This window comes from Microbacterium sp. che218 (assembly GCF_040436305.1).
Lineage (GTDB): Bacteria > Actinomycetota > Actinomycetes > Actinomycetales > Microbacteriaceae > Microbacterium > Microbacterium algihabitans.
This window is the reverse complement of the sequence record NZ_AP031501.1, coordinates 1,350,674-1,367,798: the sequence shown is the minus strand read 5'-3', so window position 1 is coordinate 1,367,798 and position 17,125 is coordinate 1,350,674. Positions and strand designations below refer to the sequence as shown.

The following is a 17,125-nucleotide window of genomic DNA, read 5'->3' as shown; positions in this document are numbered from 1 at the left end:
CTCGCAAACCGCGGGCCGGACGGGAAGACGCCAGGGGTCGGGCTGACGCACCGACCCCTGGCGTGCTAGGGGAATTACTTGGTCTCGTGCTGGGCGCGCACCATCTCCACGACCTCGTCGTACTTCGGCGAGTTCATGAAGTTGTCGACCGACACGTGCAGCGAGTCGGGCGACTGCGCCTTGGCGCGGTCGGTGAGCTGGTTCTGCGTGATGACCAGGTCGGCCGAGCCATCGAGGTTCGCGATCGCCTGGTTGGTGACCGTGACGCCGTCGATGCCGGCCTTCTTGATCTTGTTGCGCAGGACGCTGGCGCCCATGGCCGAGGAGCCCATGCCGGCGTCGCAGGCGAACACGATGTTGTTCAGCTGCTTGGTCGCCACGGCTCCGGCGGCGCCACCGAGGGCGGCGTCGACATCGCGGTCGGCCGCCTCGGTCGTGCCCGAACCGGTGGTGCCGGCGGCGCGGGTGCGGAGGGCGCCGAGGGTCGACGACTCCTTGCCCTTGTTCGCGGCGGTCTGGTCGATGGCGGCGGCGAAGCTGTCGCCCTCGGCCTCCTGGTCGCGCTTGCGCGAGGCGCGGAGGATGATGCCGGCCACCAGGAAGGTCACGACGGCGGCGACGACCACCGACAGGTACACCACCAGGAGGTTGGCGGGACCGGCGCCGATCGCGGCGACGGTGACGGCGATGATGCTGCCGGGCGCGGCCGGGAAGGCCAGGCCGCCCTGGAAGATCATGTTCGTCGCGACACCCGAGGCGCCACCGGCGATCAGCGCGAGGATCGTCATGGGCTTCGCGAGGGCGTACGGGAAGTAGATCTCGTGGATGCCGCCGAGGAACTGGATGATGATCGCGCCGGGAGCCGACGCCTTTGCCGCACCGACACCGAAGAAGGTGAAGGCGAGCAGCAGACCCAGGCCGGGGCCGGGGTTCGCCTCGATGAGGAACAGGATCGACTTGCCCGACTCCGCCGCCTGCTCGATGCCGAGCGGGGTGAAGACGCCGTGGTTGATGGCGTTATTGAGGAACAGCACCTTGGCCGGCTCGACGATGATCGACAGCACCGGCAGCAGGTTGAACTGCACGAGGAACGCGACGATGCTGCCGAGGACCGCGCTGATGCCGAGGAAGACCGGACCGAAGGCGAAGAAGCCGATGATCGCGAGGATCATGCCCAGGATGCCGGCGGAGAAGTTGTTCACGAGCATCTCGAAGCCGGGGCGGATCTTGCCGTCCCACAGCTTGTCCATCTGCTTGGTGACCCAGGCCGCGAGCGGGCCCATGATCATCGCGCCGAGGAACATCGGGATGTTGGTGCCGACGATGACACCCATCACGGCGATGGTCGCCACGACGCCACCGCGGGCGCCGTAGACGATGCGTCCACCGGTGTTGGCGATCAGCAGCGGCAGCAGGTAGGTGATCATGACGCTGACCAGGCCGACGTAGCCCTGGTAGGTGCTGCCGTCTTCGTTGGCCGTGAGCGCGGTCATGGCGCCGGGCCAGTTGATCGTCGCGGCGTTGCCGCCTCCGCCGAGGATCTCGGCGACCGGGGCCCAGTGCCAGCCGAACGGGCTGTTGGCACCGAAGAACCCGGCGGGGATGAAGAGCATGGTGATGAAGCCCCATGCGATGAACGCCGCGATGTTCGGCATGATCATGCCGGAGAGGAACGTGCCGAATCGCTGGACTGCGATCCGTGCCCCTCCCGGCTTCTTGGTGGGTGACGTCGTCGTCATTGCTGTGTCTCCTTGACTGGCTGCGCGGCCGGGGCCGCGTGGTGGGTACGGCTTTCGCCGCGGTGTCGACGGGGCGGCCGGAACCGCCCCGGGGTTCACGGGGTATGGACGAGAGAGGAGGCGGCCTGGGCTGCCTCGCGGGCGGAGGCCGCGTCGTCCGCGGACAGGGCGGCCTCGGCGATGCGGCGGGCATCGTCGAGAGTGTGGGTGAGCAGGGTCGCGCGCACGTCGGCGAGGGCCGTGGGGGCCATCGACAGCGTGGTCGCGCCGAGCCCGACGAGCACGACGGCGAGCATCGGGTCGGCCGCGGCCTCGCCGCAGATGCCGACGGGCTTGCCGTGCGTGCGGCCCGCGGCCCCGACCTCGCGGATGAGGCGGAGGACGGCCGGGTGCCACGGGTCCTGGAACGACGCGACCGAGCCGAGCAGGCGGTCGGCGGCGAGCGTGTACTGCGTCAGGTCGTTGGTGCCGATCGAGGCGAAGTCGGCGATCTCGAGGATGCGGTCGGCCAGGAGAGCCGAGGAGGGGACCTCGACCATGACGCCGGTCGTCTTGAGGCCGTAGTCCTTCGCCAGTGCGGTGAAGTACCGGGTCTCCTCGACGGTCGAGACCATGGGCGCCATGACCCACAGGTCGGCGGGGCCGGCCTCCGACGCCCGGGTCGCGGCATCCGCTTCGGCGAGGGCCGTCAGCTGCTCGCGCAGGATGTCCTCGCTGGCGCGGAGGGCGCGCAGGCCACGCAGACCCAGCGCGGGGTTCTCTTCGTGCGCGTCGTTGAGGAACGGCAGGGGCTTGTCGGCGCCGGCGTCGAGCACGCGCACGACGACCTTCTTGCCTGGGAAGGCGCTGAGCAGCTCGATGTACGCCGAGCGCTGCTCCTCGACGGTGGGGGCCGAGCTGGAGCTGAGGAAGAGGAACTCGGTGCGGAACAGGCCCACGCCCTCGGCGCCGAGCTCGACGGCCTCGCCCGCTCCGCCGGGCTTGCCGAGGTTCGCCAGCAGCGGAACCTTCGTGCCGTCGGCGAGGGCGCCGTCGGTGATGGGGGCGGATGCCGAGGCGGCCCGAGCCGCGGCACGGTTCTCGGCCCGCGCCAGGTCGTCGGCGCTCGGGTCGACGGTCACGACGCCGGCGGCGGCATCGACGATCACCGTCTGGCCGTCGACGAGGTCCTTCGCGCCGGCGGCGCCGACGACCGCGACGATCGACTTCTCGCGGGCCAGGATCGCGGTGTGGGAGGTGGGGCCGCCCTCGGTGGTGACCAGGGCGAGCACCTTGTCGAGGTCGAGCAGGGCGGTGTCGGCGGGGGCCAGGTCTTTGGCGACCAGCACGAAGGGGTGACCGGGGTCGGGGATGCCGGGGGCGGCGACGCCACGGAGGCGCGCGATCACGCGCTGGGCGACGTCGTCGAGGTCGGCGGCGCGCTCGCCGAGGTAGCCGCCGAGGGCCACGAGCTGCTCGCGGAACGAGGCGAAGGCGTCGTGCACCGCGAACTCGCCGGTCTTGCCGGCGGCCAGGCGCGCGTCGACCTCGGCTTCGAGAGTGGGGTCTTCGGCGATCATCGCCTGCGCTTCGAGCACGTCGCGGGCGGCGCCACCGGCCTCGGCGCCGCGGGCCTCCAGCTCGCGGGCGACGGCGCCGATGGCCTCGCGCACGCGGGTGGTCTCGTCGTCGACCGAGAGCTCGCTCTTGGCGTCCTTCGGGGCGGGCAGGGGCTCGGCCATGCGTGCGATGGGTCCCTGGGCGACGCCCAGTCCGATTCCGACTCCACGGAGTTCCGTCATGGTGCTGTGTTTCCTTTACTCGGCGTCGTGGTCGGTGGTCAGGAGTTCGGCGAGGCGCTCCAGCGTCGCCTCGGCGTTGTCGCCGTCGGCGACGAGGGTCACGTAGTCGCCCTGCTCGAGCCCCAGGGCGATGATCCCCAGGATGCTCGCGGCGTTGACCGGCTTTCCGGCGTCCTTTGCGAGGGTCACGGGGATGCCGGAGTCTTTCGCGGCCTGCGCGAAGAGCTTCGCGGGGCGGGCGTGCAAACCGTGCGACGAGCCGATGCGGACGGTGCGTGTCAGGTGGGGCATGAGTGTCCTCTCCGTCGAGTTCAGATCGTGTCCGCGGGCTGGGCGGAACGCAGGGCGTCCTCGACCAGGGCGAGGGTTCGGATGCCGCTCTGGTCGGCGAAGACGTCGTCGGGCAGCAGCACGACGGTCACGCCGCGCGGGGCGGCCTCGAGGCGGATGCGCTCGAGTTCGGGCGCGAGGTGCGGGCCCACCAGCACGAGATCGGCCGCGTCGAGGTCGATCGGGAGCGACCGTGACGTTCCCGCCGACGCGGAGTAGTCCAGGCCCTTCTCGTGCGCAGCACGACGAACGCGTTGCGCGACGAACGTGCTCGACGCACCCGCTCCACACACCACGAGGATCCTCATCGACCGGCCTTTCTTCCTCTCGATTGTCCGCACCCGTCTCACAGCAGACAACCAGGTTCGTTTCCCACCCCCCGGAACACGGATGCCGCGGCCGGGCGCTGCGCGCGCCGTCTGGCCCCGCGCCGGGGGCGGGAGGGCGTGAAAGGATGGTCGGAACGCTGCCAACCGGGGCGGTGCGGAGGACGGATCGTGACGACCAAGGCTCGCCAAGACCGCCTGCTGGCCCTGCTCATGCGGGACGCGGAGTGGTCGACCGCGGCGTCGCTCGCCGACGCGCTGGGCGTGACCCCGCGCAGCATCCGCTCGTACGTCACGGCGATCAACGCCCGCGTCCCGGGCGGAGCCGCGATCGAGTCGGGGCCTCTCGGCTACCGCGCCGGATCCGACGCCGCCGCGGCCCTCCGGGCGTTGACGGGGGCGGATGCCGGCACCCCGCGCGACCGCCTGCACACGCTCGTGCGCCGGTTGCTCGACTCCGCCGACGGCATCGACGTGTTCGAGACCGCCGATGCCCTGCACGTGAGCACCGCGACGCTCGAGGCCGACCTCGCGCGCGTGCGGGGACTGCTCGGCGGCACCGAGCTGACCCTCGAGCGCTCGGCATCCACCGCCCGTCTTCGCGGCACGGAGGTCGCCCAACGTCGACTGCTCTCCAAGCTCGCGCACGACGAGATGGACGCCGGACTCTTCGACCTCGACGCCCTGCGGCGCACGCTCGGCGAACAGTCGGTCGGTGCCCGGGCGTTCGGGCCGTTCAAGGCCGAACTCGTCGCGGAACTCGGCGCCCTCGGCTACTACGTCAACGAGATCGGCATCGGCGACGTGGTCATGCACATCGCGATCGCCGCCGACCGCACTACGCGCGATCGGGCCCTCGGCTCTCCGGGCGGGGATTCGTCGGATGCCGCGGACGCCGTCGTCGCGCTGCTCGACCGGCTGACGGTCAAGCACATCGGCGTGCAGCTCGGCTCGGGCGACCTGCGCCACCTCGCGACCCTCGTGCTGACCCGTATCGTCGCGCCCGGATCGCCGGCCGGCGACGACGTGCGCTCCCGCCTCGACTCGGCCGTCGAGGTGGCCGTGCGGCGGGTCGTCGAGAACGCGGCATCCGAGTTCCTCGTCGACATCGCCCACGACGACTTCATCCTGCGCCTCGCGCTGCACGTGCAGAACCTGCTGCACCGCGCGAAGGAGCAGGCGTGGTCGCGCAATCCGCTCACGCGGTCGCTGAAGTCGACGTACCCGATGATCTTCGAGGTCGCGGTCTACATCGCCAAGGGGCTGCAGGACGGCCTCGGCATCCCGATCCTCGACGACGAGATCGCCTACATCGCCATGCACGTCGGAGGCCGCCTCGAGCGCAGCCGTCGCGCCGATCAGCTGCTGACCGCGACGATCGTGTGCCCCGGCTACTACGAGCTGCACGAACTGCTGCGCTCGAGCATCGACCGCTCGCTGGGCCAGGCGATCGAGGTCGTCGGCGTCGAGACGCGCATCGACCCCGCGTGGGACTCCATCGACACCGACCTCGTGCTCACGACCATCGACCCGCCGCGGCCGGGCGACCGGTTCGTGCGGATCCAGCCGTTCCTCACCGATGCCGATGTCGAGCGCGTGCAGGCCGCCGCCGGTCGCATCCGCCGCGGTCGTCGCCTCGCGCGCCTGCGGGCCGAGCTCGAACGGTACTTCGCGCCGGGCGCCTTCGTGCGGGGGCTGGATGCCGCGAACGGCGAGGCCGGCGTGATCCAGCGCCTCGGCGGGATGCTCGTCGAACAGGGCGTCATCGATGACGCGTACGTGGACCGCGCCGTCGAGCGCGAGTCGATCTCGTCGACGGCCTTCACCGACGCGCTCGCCGTGCCGCACGCGATGGGGATGACCGCGACGCAGACTCGCATCGCGATCGGCATCGCCGACCCCTCGATCGAATGGGGCGAGGGGCGCGTGCAGGTGGTCGCGCTCGTGGCCTTCAGCGAAACCGACCGCGAGGCCTTCCAGACGGTGTTCGAGCAGTTCGTCGAGGTGTTCAGCGAGCGCGACAGCGTGCAGCGCATCGTGCGCCGCGCGACGAGCTTTCCCGCGTTCCTCGATGAGCTGGTCGCGGTGATCGACGGCTGACGCGGGGCCTCATCAGGCTGACGCGGGCTTCGCCGAGCTGACGCGGGGTCTCGCCGAGCTGACGCGGGTCTTGCCCGGCGCGGCCTGCCGTGGCGCCTTTCTCGGCCGTTCTGGGGCGTCGTTCGTGGCCCCGGGGCGTGGCGGTGGCATGTCTCGGCCGTTGTGGGGCGTCGTTCGTGGCCCCGGGGCATGGCGGGCGCGTGTCTCGGCCGTTGTGGGGCGTGGCTCGTGGCCCCGGGGCGTGGCGGTGGCATGTCTCGGCCGTTCTGGGGCGTGGCTCGTGGCCCCGGGGCGTGGCGGGCGCGTGTCTCGGCCGTTCTGGGGCGTGGCTGGTGGCCCCGGGGCGTGGCGGTGGCATGTCTCGGCCGTTCTGGGGCGTGGCTGGTGGCCCCGGGGCGTGGCGGTGGCATGTCTCGGCCGTTCTGGGGCGTGGTTCGTGGCCCCGGGGCGTGGCGGTGGCGTGTCTCGGCCGTTCTGGGGCGTGGTTCGTGGCCCCGGGGCGTGGCGGGCGCCTCTCTCGGCGGTTCCGGAGCGTGCTTCGTGGTCCCGGGGCATGCGTCGTGGCCCCGGGGCCGGATTTGTCGCCCCGAACGCCCGCCCCGGCTCCGCGGGGTCTGGCGAGTTGGCGCGGGGTCTCGCCCGGTGCGGCCCGCCCGGGCGCCGTTCTGGGGCGCCGTTCGTGGCCCCGGGGTGTGCTTCGTGGCCCCGGGGCCAGATTGGTCGCCCTGAACGCGCGCCCTGGTTCCGTGGGACGACGGCGTGATGTCACATCGCTGCACGCAGCTTCGCAACGTCTCCGTCGAGTCGTGCGCTGAGGCGGCTGCGCTTCCGAGGGCACGGCCGGCCTCGAGGTGGACGTACGACCCGCAGATCGGGGCGCGCCTGTCACCCGAAGCGGTTCACGAACGCGGACCGGGGCGCACCCCGAAGGCTGCCAGGCGGCGGCCCAGAGCGGCGGCGTCGCCGATGTGCTCCCACCCCCAGCGCACCACGGTGCGCCCGGTGGTACCTCGAATCCAGTCCTCGCGCCGCTTCTCGGCTTCGACGATTTCGCGAGACGAGCGTTCGGAAGCGTCGGCGAGCTCCCGGTACTTCACCTTGCCGTCGAACTCTCCCCATGCATTCGCTTGGTCGAGCCCGAAGTCGAGCCAGTAGGTCTTGCCGCGCGGCCCGTCGACGGCAACCTGCAGTGACGGGGAGGCGAAGCCCAGCTCATCGAGGCGGATGCGGCTGATGCTCTCTCCCGGGCGCTGTGCTCGTCCGTCTGCGAACTCGAGAACGCGGCGCCCACGGCTGCGCCCGCGCGGAGAGACGTCGAGGGCGTCGATTGCGGACTCGCGAAACATCTCAGCCTTGACCAGGTCGTACGTGCCGGGCGGTGTCCATGCCATGGCGCGCAGACCGGCGTCGGCGACGGAGACGGCCGACTCGCGCGATTCCCATCTCGCCACATCAGCGACGGTCCGCACGAGTGACGTGCACGCGATCCCGTCGATCTCGGTGATGTCGTCGGCGCCGAGGTCTCCGCGGTGGCGGACGACGTCAGAAGCAGAGCCCGGTCGATTCTCGGAAGAGCAGACGTGGAGTCGCCCATCATCTACGACCAGCGGCAGTCGATGAAGGGCCGCAGCGGTGCGACCTGCGAAAATCGGGCGAGAGGTCGCAACAGCACCGTAGGAGCGTGCCCGAAGGACCACCTGCTCCTCGATCTTCAGATCCTGCAGTTCGGAAGCGCGCGCGAACACACCGCGCCGCACGGCGATGAGGTGGCCCGCCTTCAGAGCGCGGGCGATCTGGCGAGAGTCCCATCCCAGATCCTCCAGGTCGCGACGACGACGGAGAGGAACGACGAATCCGTTCGACATGACCTGATCGTTGCGGTCACGGGCGCTCCCTCGCAGGCCGGAATGCCCCGACTGCGGACAGAGGGCGCAAACCCGTCGATGGGGAGGAAGGGTCCCCCGCGGCGGGTCTTCCCCAACACGCTGCGGCCACGCGGCCGGAGCGCGCTGACCCTGCTCATTCGTGGCCCCGGGGCCACGGGGCACGCCCCGGGGCCATGATCGGTGCCCCGAACCGGGGCCAGCCGGGAGGTCGCCCCGGCGCGCTTCACCGCGCAGCAGCACCAGCGATTCCGCGGCCCCGCATGCTCATGAGGCTCGCGGCCACGCCCCCGCAGGCGCGGTGACCTGCTCATTCGTGGCCCCGGGGCCATGAATCGCACCCCGGGCCCACGGTTCGCGACCCGAACCGGGCGGGCGGGCGGTCGTCGTCCGCCGCGCCAGACCCGTCAGCGCACCGACACCAGCAACTCCTCGGCCCCGGCGCGCAGGGCGTCGAGGCGGCGGCGCGCCTTCTTCGCCGACGAGCCGCGCACGTCGAGATACAGCTTGAGCTTGGGCTCGGTGCCGCTGGGGCGCACGATGAGGCGCGAGCCGTCGTCGAGCCAGAGGCGCAGCACGTCGCCCGGGGGCAGTCCGTCGACGCCGAGCAGCAGGTCGTCGATGCGCGACACGGCGATCTCGCCCACCGCGGCAGGGGGCTGGGCGCGGAGGGCGGCCATGATCCCGGCGATCTCGCCGACGTCGCTCACGCGCACCGAGATCTGGTCGCTCGCGAATGCGCCGAACGTGTCGCGGAACTCCTGCAGCAGGTCGGCCACGGTGCGCCCCTGGGCACGGGCCTCGGATGCCATGCCCAGAAGGGCCACGGCGGCCGAGATCCCGTCCTTGTCGCGCACGGTCGTCGGGTTGACGAGGTAGCCGAGGGCCTCCTCGAAGCCGAATACGATGCCGGGCGCGCGGGAGATCCACTTGAACCCCGTGAGGGTTGAGTGGAACTCGAGACCGTAGTGCTCGGCGACGGCCTGGAGTCCGGGCGACGACACGAGCGAACAGGCGAGGGATGCCGGCGCCCCGGCGTCTCCGTCCGACGCGGCGAGGCCGTGGGAGGCGTCGCCCGCAGGGGAGGCACCCGCGGCCGCGCGCCGCGCCGCGCGCCACCCCAGCAGCAGGCCGATCTCGTTGCCGGTCAACCGGCGCCACCCGCCCTCGGCGTCGGCGTCGGGGATGGCGACGGCCAGGCGGTCGGCATCCGGATCGTTGGCGATGACGAGCTCGGCGTCGACGGAGCGCGCGGTCTCGAACGACAGGTCCATCGCCCCGGGCTCTTCGGGGTTGGGGAACGCGACGGTCGGGAAGCGCCCGTCGGGGAGGATCTGCGCCTCGACGACGGTGGGCTGGGGGTAGCCGGCCTCGGTGAGCACGCGCGAGACGGTCTCCCACCCGACGCCGTGCATCGCGGTGTACACCCAGTTCAGGCCCTCGGCGCCGGTGGGTGCGGGGGCCACCGCCGCGGTCGCGGAGACGTACGCCTCGACGACCGACTCGGGGGCGTTGGCGTAGCCGACCGAGCGGGGGAGCGTCGTGATGTTGCCCTCGTCGGCGATCCGCTGGATGTGCGCCGCGATCTCGGCGTCGGCGGGCGAGACGATCTGCGCGCCCTGGTCGTCGCCGCCCAGGTAGACCTTGTAGCCGTTGTCGTCGGGCGGGTTGTGGCTCGCGGTGACCATGACGCCGGCGTCGGCGCCCAGGTGGCGCACGGCGAAGGCGAGCACGGGCGTCGGCAGCAGGCGGGGGAGCAGGATCGCGTTCAGGCCCGCGCCGGCGAAGATCTCGACCGAGTCGCGCGCGAACACGTCCGAGTTGCGGCGCCCGTCGTACCCGACGACGACGGTCGGAGCGGAGCCGGACGAGCGCTCGAGCAGGTACGCCGCGAAACCCGCCGCCGCCTGGGAGACGAGCACGCGGTTCATGCGGTTGGAGCCCGCGCCGAGGGTTCCGCGCAGGCCCGCGGTGCCGAAGGCCAGCCGCGTCGAGAAGCGATCCTCGAGGTCGGCCGCAGCCTCCGCATCGCCGTCCTCGACGCGCGCGAGCAGTGAGGTGAGCTCGTCGCGGGTCACGGCATCCGGGTCCTGCGCCAACCAGGCGCGGGCCGCGTCGACGTACCCGCTCACAACGCGCCGATCACGCGGGCGAGCAGCGCCGAGATCACCGGCTCGGCCTCGCGGCCGGCCTCGAGCACCTCTTGGTGGCTGAGGGGCGTCTTCTGGATGCCGGCGGCCAGGTTCGTGATGAGCGAGAAGCCCAGGATCTCCATGCCGGCCTGGCGCGCCGCGATCGCCTCGAGGGCGGTGGACATGCCGACGATGTGGCCGCCGATGGTCTTGGCCATCTGCACCTCGGCGGGCGTCTCGTAGTGCGGCCCGCGGAACTGCGTGTACACGCCCTCGTCGAGCGTGGGGTCGATCGACCGGGCGACGTCGCGCAGGCGCTTCGAGTACAGGTCGGTGAGGTCGATGAAGGTCGCGCCCTCGAGGGGCGAATCGGCCGTGAGGTTGATGTGGTCGCTGATGAGCACGGGCTGGCCGGGCTTCCACGTCTCGCGGATACCGCCGGCGCCGTTGGTGAGGATCATCGTCGTGGCGCCCGTCGCGGCCGCGGTGCGCACGCTGTGCACGACCCGGCGCACGCCGTGGTTCTCGTAGTAATGCGTGCGCGCGCCGATGACGAGCACGTTCTTGCCGCCGGGGGTGCGGACGCTGCGGAGCGTGCCGACGTGCCCCTCGAGGGCGGGCTTGGAGAAACCGACGACCTCGGTCGCGGGGAACGACGCCGTCTCCTCGCCGATGAGCTCGGCGGCGCGTCCCCAGCCGGACCCGAGGGTCACGGCGATGTCGTGGTGCTCGACACCCGAGAGGCGGGCGATGTCGGCGGCCGCGGCGGCGGCGATCTCGAACGGGTCGACCGCGGGGTCGTCGAGCGGGTGGGCTGTGCTGTTGGACATCCCCCCACTCTAGAAAAGGCGGGGCCCGCGGGCCAGACGGCACACACCTCGGATCATCGTGTCGGGCGCAGCTGAGTGGCGCATCGGCATCCGCCCAGCGCTGACAGAATGGATGCCATGGTGCAGAGCTTCGAGCGCAAGCAGTCCGTCGCGATCGTCGGCGGCGGCCCCGGCGGGTACGAGGCGGCCCTCTCCGCCGCACAGCTCGGCGCCGACGTCACCCTCGTCGAGCGCGCGGGAGTCGGCGGCTCGGCCGTCATCACCGACGTCGTCCCCTCGAAGACCCTCATCGCCACCGCCGACGCGGCCGTCGCGATCCGCAACGCCAGCAGCCTCGGCGTACAGCTGTTCGCCAAAGACGACCGTGGCAAGCCGCTGACCCCCGAGGTGGCGATCAACCTCGCCGCCGTCAACCAGCGCCTGCTCTCCCTGGCTCGTCAGCAGTCCGACGACATGCGTTCGTCGCTCCTCGAGGCGGGCGTCCGCATCATCTCGGGTCACGGACGCCTCGACGGCAACGGCGCCGTGGTCGTCTCGACCGAGGCCGGCGGAACCGACTTCGACCGCATCGAGGCCGAGACCCTCGTCGTCTCGGTCGGCGCCTCGCCCCGCGAACTCCCCTCGGCGCAGCCCGACGGCGAGCGCATCCTCACGTGGACGCAGCTGTACAACATGAAGTCGGTGCCCTCGCACCTCATCGTGGTGGGCTCCGGTGTGACCGGCGCCGAGTTCGCCTCGGCGTACATGAACCTCGGCGCGAAGGTCACGCTCGTCTCGAGCCGCGACCAGGTGCTCCCGGGTGAGGATCAGGATGCCGCGGCCGTGCTCGAGCGCGTGTTCCAGCGCGGCGGCATGACGCTGCTGGCGAAGGCGCGTGCCGACTCGGTCGTGAACACCGGCGAGGGCGTCACCGTCACCCTGTCGGACGGCCGCACCATCGAGGGCAGCCACTGCCTGATGGCGGTCGGGTCGATCCCCAACACCGCCGGCATCGGACTCGAGCAGGCGGGGGTGCAGATGACGGCATCCGGTCACATCCGCGTCAACCGCGTGGCGCGCACCTCGGTGCCCAACATCTACGCGGCCGGGGACTGCACCAACTTCTACCCCCTGGCATCCGTCGCCTCGATGCAGGGGCGCCAGGCGATCTTCCACGCCCTCGGCGACGTCGTGATCCCGCTCGAGACGCGTCGAATCACGGCCAACATCTTCACCGCGCCCGAGATCGCCACCGTCGGTTTCAGCGAGCAGGACGTCATCGAGGGGCGGATCGCCGGCAAGGTGCGCAAGCTCCCGCTCTCGGCCAACCCCCGCGCGAAGATGCAGGGCATCACCGACGGCTTCGTCAAGCTCATCGCCCGCGAGGGCAGCGGCACGGTGATGGGCGGCGTGATCGTCGGCCCCAAGGCGTCGGAGCTCATCTACCCGATCGCGATCGCCGTCGAGCGCCGCCTCACCGTCGACCAGGTCGCCCGCGTGTTCGCGGTGTACCCCTCGCTGACCTCGAGCATCACCGACGCCGCGCGCGCCATGCACATCGTCGACCGCGACAACCCGGGCGAGGACTGATTGCTCCGGATGCCGCTGCCTCGCGGCATCCGTCGCCCTTCGGCGCCCCGCGGGGTGTCGGTCGACGCATAAACGCTTCTCGCGCGCATAAACGCGCTGTGCTCGCGTTTATGTGGGCGGATGGCGTTTATGCCTGAAAAGAGCCGCGCACGAACGACGGCGCCGTGCCCCCGAAGGAGCGCGGCGCCGTGCGAACGAAAGGGCCCGTCAGCTGATCAGCAGCAGCTGGTGCCCCGCGGCGACCGTGGTGCCGGCCGAGGCATCGATGCCGGCGACGGTGCCGTCCTTGTGGGCCTGGATGGGCTGCTCCATCTTCATCGCCTCGAGCACGACGACCAGGTCGCCCTTGACGACCTGCTGGCCCTCTTCGACGGCGACCTTGACGACGGTGGCCTGCATCGGCGACTTGACTGCGTCTCCGGTGGCGCCGGCCGTGGGCGAGGCGGCGTGCGCGCGGCGGGACGGGGGAGCTACCGCGGGTCGACCGACCTGCGGTGCGGCCGCGGTGATGCGGTCGGGCAGGCTCACCTCGAGGCGCTTGCCGCCGACCTCGACGACCACCGTGTGGCGGCCGGGGGCCGCGGCGGGGGCTTCGAGCTCGCCGTCCCACGCGGGGATGTCGTTGACGAACTCCGTCTCGATCCAGCGCGTGAAGACGCCGAACTCGCCGTTCTCGGCGGTGAAGGCGGGGTCGCGCACGACCTTGCGGTGGAAGGGGATGACGGTCGGCATGCCGGCGACCTCGAACTCGTCGAGGGCGCGGCGCGAACGCTCGAGCGCCTCGGCGCGGTCGCGGCCGGTCACGATGATCTTCGCGAGCAGCGAGTCGAAGGCGCCCGAGACGCTGTCGCCCGCGGTCACGCCGGAGTCGAGGCGGATGCCGGGGCCGCCGAACGTCTTGAAGACGTGGATCGGGCCGGGCTGGGGGAGGAACCCGCGACCGGGGTCTTCTCCGTTGATGCGGAACTCGATCGAGTGGCCGGTGGGCGTGGGGTCGTCGTAGCCGAGCTCCTCGCCCTCGGCGACGCGGAACTGCTCGCGCACCAGGTCGATGCCGGTGACCTCTTCGGAGACCGGGTGCTCGACCTGGAGGCGGGTGTTGACCTCGAGGAACGAGATCGTGCCGTCGGCGCCGATGAGGAACTCGCAGGTTCCGGCACCGACGTAGCCGACCTCCTTGAGGATGGCCTTCGACGCCGAGTACAGGATGGCGTTCTGCTCGTCGGTCAGGAACGGCGCGGGGGCCTCTTCGACGAGCTTCTGGTGGCGGCGCTGCAGCGAGCAGTCGCGCGTGGAGACGACCACGACGTTGCCGGCGGAGTCGGCGAGGCACTGCGTCTCGACGTGGCGCGGCTTGTCGAGGTACTTCTCGACGAAGCACTCGCCGCGACCGAACGCGGCGACGGCCTCGCGCGTGGCCGACTCGAACATCTCGGCGACCTCGTCGAGCTCACGTGCGACCTTGAGCCCGCGTCCGCCGCCGCCGTACGCGGCCTTGATGGCGATCGGCAGGCCGACCTCGTTCGCGAAGGCGATGACCTCGTCGGCGCCCGAGACGGGGCCGGGGGTTCCGGGGGCCAGCGGTGCGCCGACCTTCTCGGCGACGTGGCGCGCGGTGACCTTGTCGCCGAGCGCCTCGATGGCGTCGGGCGACGGACCGATCCAGATGAGGCCGGCACCGATGACGGCGCGGGCGAAGTCGGCGTTCTCGGCGAGGAAGCCGTAGCCGGGGTGCACGGCGTCGGCGCCGGAGCGGCGGGCGACCGAGAGGATCTTCTCGATCGAGAGGTAGGTGTCGGCGCTGGTCGCACCGTCGAGGGCGTAGGCCTCGTCGGCGAGGCGGGTGTGCAGGGCGTCGCGGTCCTGATCGGCGTAGACCGCGACGGAGGCCTTCCCCGAATCACGGGCGGCGCGGATGACTCGGACGGCGATCTCGCCGCGGTTGGCGACAAGGACCTTGGCGATCTTCGGCATCCTCCCAGCCTAGCGAGGGGGCACCCCGGCCTTTTGACCCTCCTCGATAAGAAACGCCGAAAAACGTGTGAGGGAGTCTACGAACGGTTCCACAGGTCGGTCCACGAGCCGCCCAGTTCGCGCACCAGACGTCGGACCGTCGAGAGCGACATGCCCACCACCGTCGACGGGTCTCCGTCGACGCGCTCGATGAACGCCCCGCCGAGGCTGTCGACGGTGAAGGCCCCCGCCACCAGCAGCGGCTCGCCGGTGGCGACGTAGGCGGCGATCTCGTCGTCGTCGACGTCGGCGGCGAAGGTCACCGAGGCCTCGGCGACGGCGTGGGCCTCCTGCGGCTCCGCACCGGGGGAGATGCGGAAGACGCTGTGTCCGGAGTGCAGCACTCCGGTGCGGCCCCGCATCCCGCGCCAGCGGGCGGTCGCGGCATCCGGGGTGTACGGCTTTCCGAGGATCTCGTCGCCCAGGGCGAACATCGAATCTCCCCCGATGACGAAACCGTCGAAGTCGGGCTCCTCTGCGCGCAGGCGGTGCGCGACGTCGGCGGCCTTGCGGCGCGCGAGGAGCAGCACGTGCTCGGGGGCGGGCAGGCGCCGCGCCTCGGCCGCCTCGACCTCCGCGATGACCGCCTCCTCGTCGACCCGGGGCGACCGCGCCTCGGGCTCGATGCCCGCCTGGCGCAGCAGCATGAGACGAGCGGGGGAAGTGGATGCCAAGCACACGCGCATGCGCCAACGCTACCCACGCTCTGGGGGCGTCCGGACCCCTCGACAGGCTCAGGAACCTTCGACCCCGAGGTGGCTGAGCTTGTCGAAGCCGCCGGCAGCGCAAGGGTCCCGGACCCTTCGACAGGCTCAGGGACCTTCGATCGCGAGGTGGCTGAGCTTGTCGAAGTCACCGGGCCGCGCGTGGGTCCCGGACCCTTCGGCAGGCTCAGGGGCCTTCGATCGCGAGGTGGCTGAGCTTGTCGAAGTCACCGGGCCGCGCGTGGGTCCGGGACCCTTCGACAGGCTCAGGGACCTCCCTTCGACAGGCTCAGGGACCTCCCTTCGACAGGCTCAGGGACCTCCCTTCGACAGGCTCAGGGACCTCCCTTCGACGGGCTCAGGGACCTCCCTTCGACAGGCTCAGGGACCTCCCTTCAGCAGGCTCAGGGACCCCGGCCCGGCGCTCTCCCGGCCGCATGTGACAGGCTCGGAGGATGCATGACGGCGACCTCATCGAACTCGACATCACCGGCATCGCCCACGGCGGTGTCTTCGTCGGACGGCACGAGGGGCGCGTCGTCTTCGTGGCGGACACGCTGCCGGGCGAGCGCATCCGCGCCCGCCTCACCGACACGCGCAAGAAGTCGTTCTGGCGCGCCGACGCCGTGGAGGTGCTCGACGCCGCTCTCGAGCGCCGGCCGCACGTGTGGGGCGCCGCGGGTATCGACGTCGATCCGTCCGACCGCGTGGGCGGTGCGGAGTTCGGCCACATCGAGCTCGCCCACCAGCGGGCCCTCAAGCAGCGCGTCATCCGCGAGGCCGTCGAGCGCGTCGGCAAGCTCGAGCTGCCGGTCGACGTCCGCGCCGCGGGAGACGCCGAGCACCCGGAGTCGGCCGACGGCACGGGCTGGCGCACGCGCGTGAGCCTGCACGTCGACGAGGCGGGCCGCGTCGGCGCCTACGCCGCCCGGTCGCACCACGTGGTCGAGACCCCCGACCTCCCCTTGGCGACGGATGCCGTGGCCCGCGCGGCCGCCGAAGCCCGGCACGCGGCGGCTCCGGGGCGTATCGACCTCGTCCAGCCGTCCGACGGTCGCGTGCGGGTCCTGCCGCGTCCCGAGGGCACGCGGGCGCACCCGGCACCGGAGGTCGTCGAGGAGCGCGTGGGCGACCGGGTCTTCCGCGTCGACGCGGGCGGCTTCTGGCAGGTGCACCGTCTCGCGGCGCACACCCTCACCTCCCTCGTCGCGGCGGAGCTGACCGCACAGGTCGGCGATCTCGATCCGGATGCCACCCACCTCGACCTCTACGGCGGCGTGGGCCTGTTCGCGGCGACCCTGGCCGAGGCGGGCGGCTCCGCCACCCGCGTGATCAGCGTCGAGTCGGACGCCCGGGCCACCGAGCACGCCGGCGAGAACCTCGCGGAGTGGATCGGCGCCCGCGCCGAGACCGCGCGGGTCGACCGCTTCGTCACCGCGCTCGCCGCCGACGCCTCCGCACGCGAGCGCGAGCGCCTGTCGCGCGGGGTGGTGCTGCTCGACCCCCCGCGTGCCGGGGCCGGACGCCCCGCCGTCGAGGGGATCGTGGCCCTGTCGCCGGCCGCCGTCGTCTACGTCGCCTGCGATCCGGTGGCCCTGGCCCGCGACCTCGCGATCTTCGGCGAGCACGGGTACCGGACCGACGGCATCCAGGGCGTCGACCTGTTCCCGAACTCGCACCACGTCGAGGCCGTGACGGTGCTGCGCCGCTGACGCGCC

Annotated in this window: 12 protein-coding genes; 3 read left to right on the top strand and 9 right to left on the bottom strand. The window is 71.8% G+C overall.

From position 1 onward, the window contains the following. Positions 1-74: 74 nt before the first annotated feature. The 4 genes from ABXS86_RS06425 to ABXS86_RS06410 form a co-directional block, all read right to left on the bottom strand. Entirely contained in the window at positions 75-1,739 is a 1,665-nt protein-coding gene (locus ABXS86_RS06425; RefSeq protein ID WP_353665984.1) for a PTS mannitol transporter subunit IICB, read from the bottom strand. Positions 1,740-1,834: 95 nt separating this feature from the next. After that, entirely contained in the window at positions 1,835-3,520 is a 1,686-nt protein-coding gene (ptsP, locus tag ABXS86_RS06420) for a phosphoenolpyruvate--protein phosphotransferase (protein ID WP_353665983.1), read from the bottom strand. A gap of 15 nt (positions 3,521-3,535) precedes the next feature. After that, on the bottom strand, positions 3,536-3,811 hold the full coding sequence (locus ABXS86_RS06415; protein ID WP_144828979.1) for an HPr family phosphocarrier protein: 276 nt from the start codon (positions 3,809-3,811) through the stop codon (positions 3,536-3,538). Between the two features lie 20 nt (positions 3,812-3,831). Next, entirely contained in the window at positions 3,832-4,158 is a 327-nt protein-coding gene (locus ABXS86_RS06410; protein ID WP_144828975.1) for a PTS sugar transporter subunit IIB, read from the bottom strand. Positions 4,159-4,389: 231 nt separating this feature from the next. Between ABXS86_RS06410 and ABXS86_RS06405 the strand changes: the two genes are divergently transcribed. After that, complete coding sequence (locus tag ABXS86_RS06405) at positions 4,390-6,276, top strand: BglG family transcription antiterminator (RefSeq protein ID WP_353666230.1); 1,887 nt, start codon at positions 4,390-4,392, stop codon at positions 6,274-6,276. An 899-nt stretch (positions 6,277-7,175) separates the two neighbouring features. Here ABXS86_RS06405 and ABXS86_RS06400 read toward each other — a convergent pair. From ABXS86_RS06400 to ABXS86_RS06390, 3 genes are all read right to left on the bottom strand, one after another. Next, complete coding sequence (locus ABXS86_RS06400) at positions 7,176-8,033, bottom strand: hypothetical protein (protein ID WP_353665982.1); 858 nt, start codon at positions 8,031-8,033, stop codon at positions 7,176-7,178. Between the two features lie 533 nt (positions 8,034-8,566). Next, positions 8,567-10,291: a phospho-sugar mutase gene (locus tag ABXS86_RS06395; protein WP_353665981.1), complete on the bottom strand. Its 1,725-nt coding sequence runs from the start codon at positions 10,289-10,291 to the stop codon at positions 8,567-8,569. Beyond that, a complete protein-coding gene (locus ABXS86_RS06390) occupies positions 10,288-11,121 on the bottom strand; it encodes a purine-nucleoside phosphorylase (protein ID WP_307209644.1) in 834 nt (277 codons plus the stop codon). The genes ABXS86_RS06395 and ABXS86_RS06390 overlap by 4 nt, the downstream gene beginning before the upstream one ends. 108 nt (positions 11,122-11,229) lie before the next feature. On the opposite strand from ABXS86_RS06390, the gene ABXS86_RS06385 reads away from it, so the two are divergent. Next, positions 11,230-12,690: an NAD(P)H-quinone dehydrogenase gene (locus ABXS86_RS06385; RefSeq protein WP_353665980.1), complete on the top strand. Its 1,461-nt coding sequence runs from the start codon at positions 11,230-11,232 to the stop codon at positions 12,688-12,690. A 207-nt stretch (positions 12,691-12,897) separates the two neighbouring features. Here the strand turns inward: ABXS86_RS06385 and ABXS86_RS06380 are convergent, their stop codons facing one another. Next, positions 12,898-14,664, bottom strand: coding sequence for a biotin carboxylase N-terminal domain-containing protein (locus tag ABXS86_RS06380; RefSeq protein WP_353665979.1), 1,767 nt, complete (start codon positions 14,662-14,664; stop codon positions 12,898-12,900). Between the two features lie 77 nt (positions 14,665-14,741). Further along, complete coding sequence (locus ABXS86_RS06375; protein ID WP_353665978.1) at positions 14,742-15,389, bottom strand: Maf family protein; 648 nt, start codon at positions 15,387-15,389, stop codon at positions 14,742-14,744. A 473-nt stretch (positions 15,390-15,862) separates the two neighbouring features. On the opposite strand from ABXS86_RS06375, the gene ABXS86_RS06370 reads away from it, so the two are divergent. Continuing rightward, complete coding sequence (locus ABXS86_RS06370; protein ID WP_353665977.1) at positions 15,863-17,119, top strand: class I SAM-dependent RNA methyltransferase; 1,257 nt, start codon at positions 15,863-15,865, stop codon at positions 17,117-17,119. The last annotated feature ends 6 nt before the right edge of the window (positions 17,120-17,125 follow it).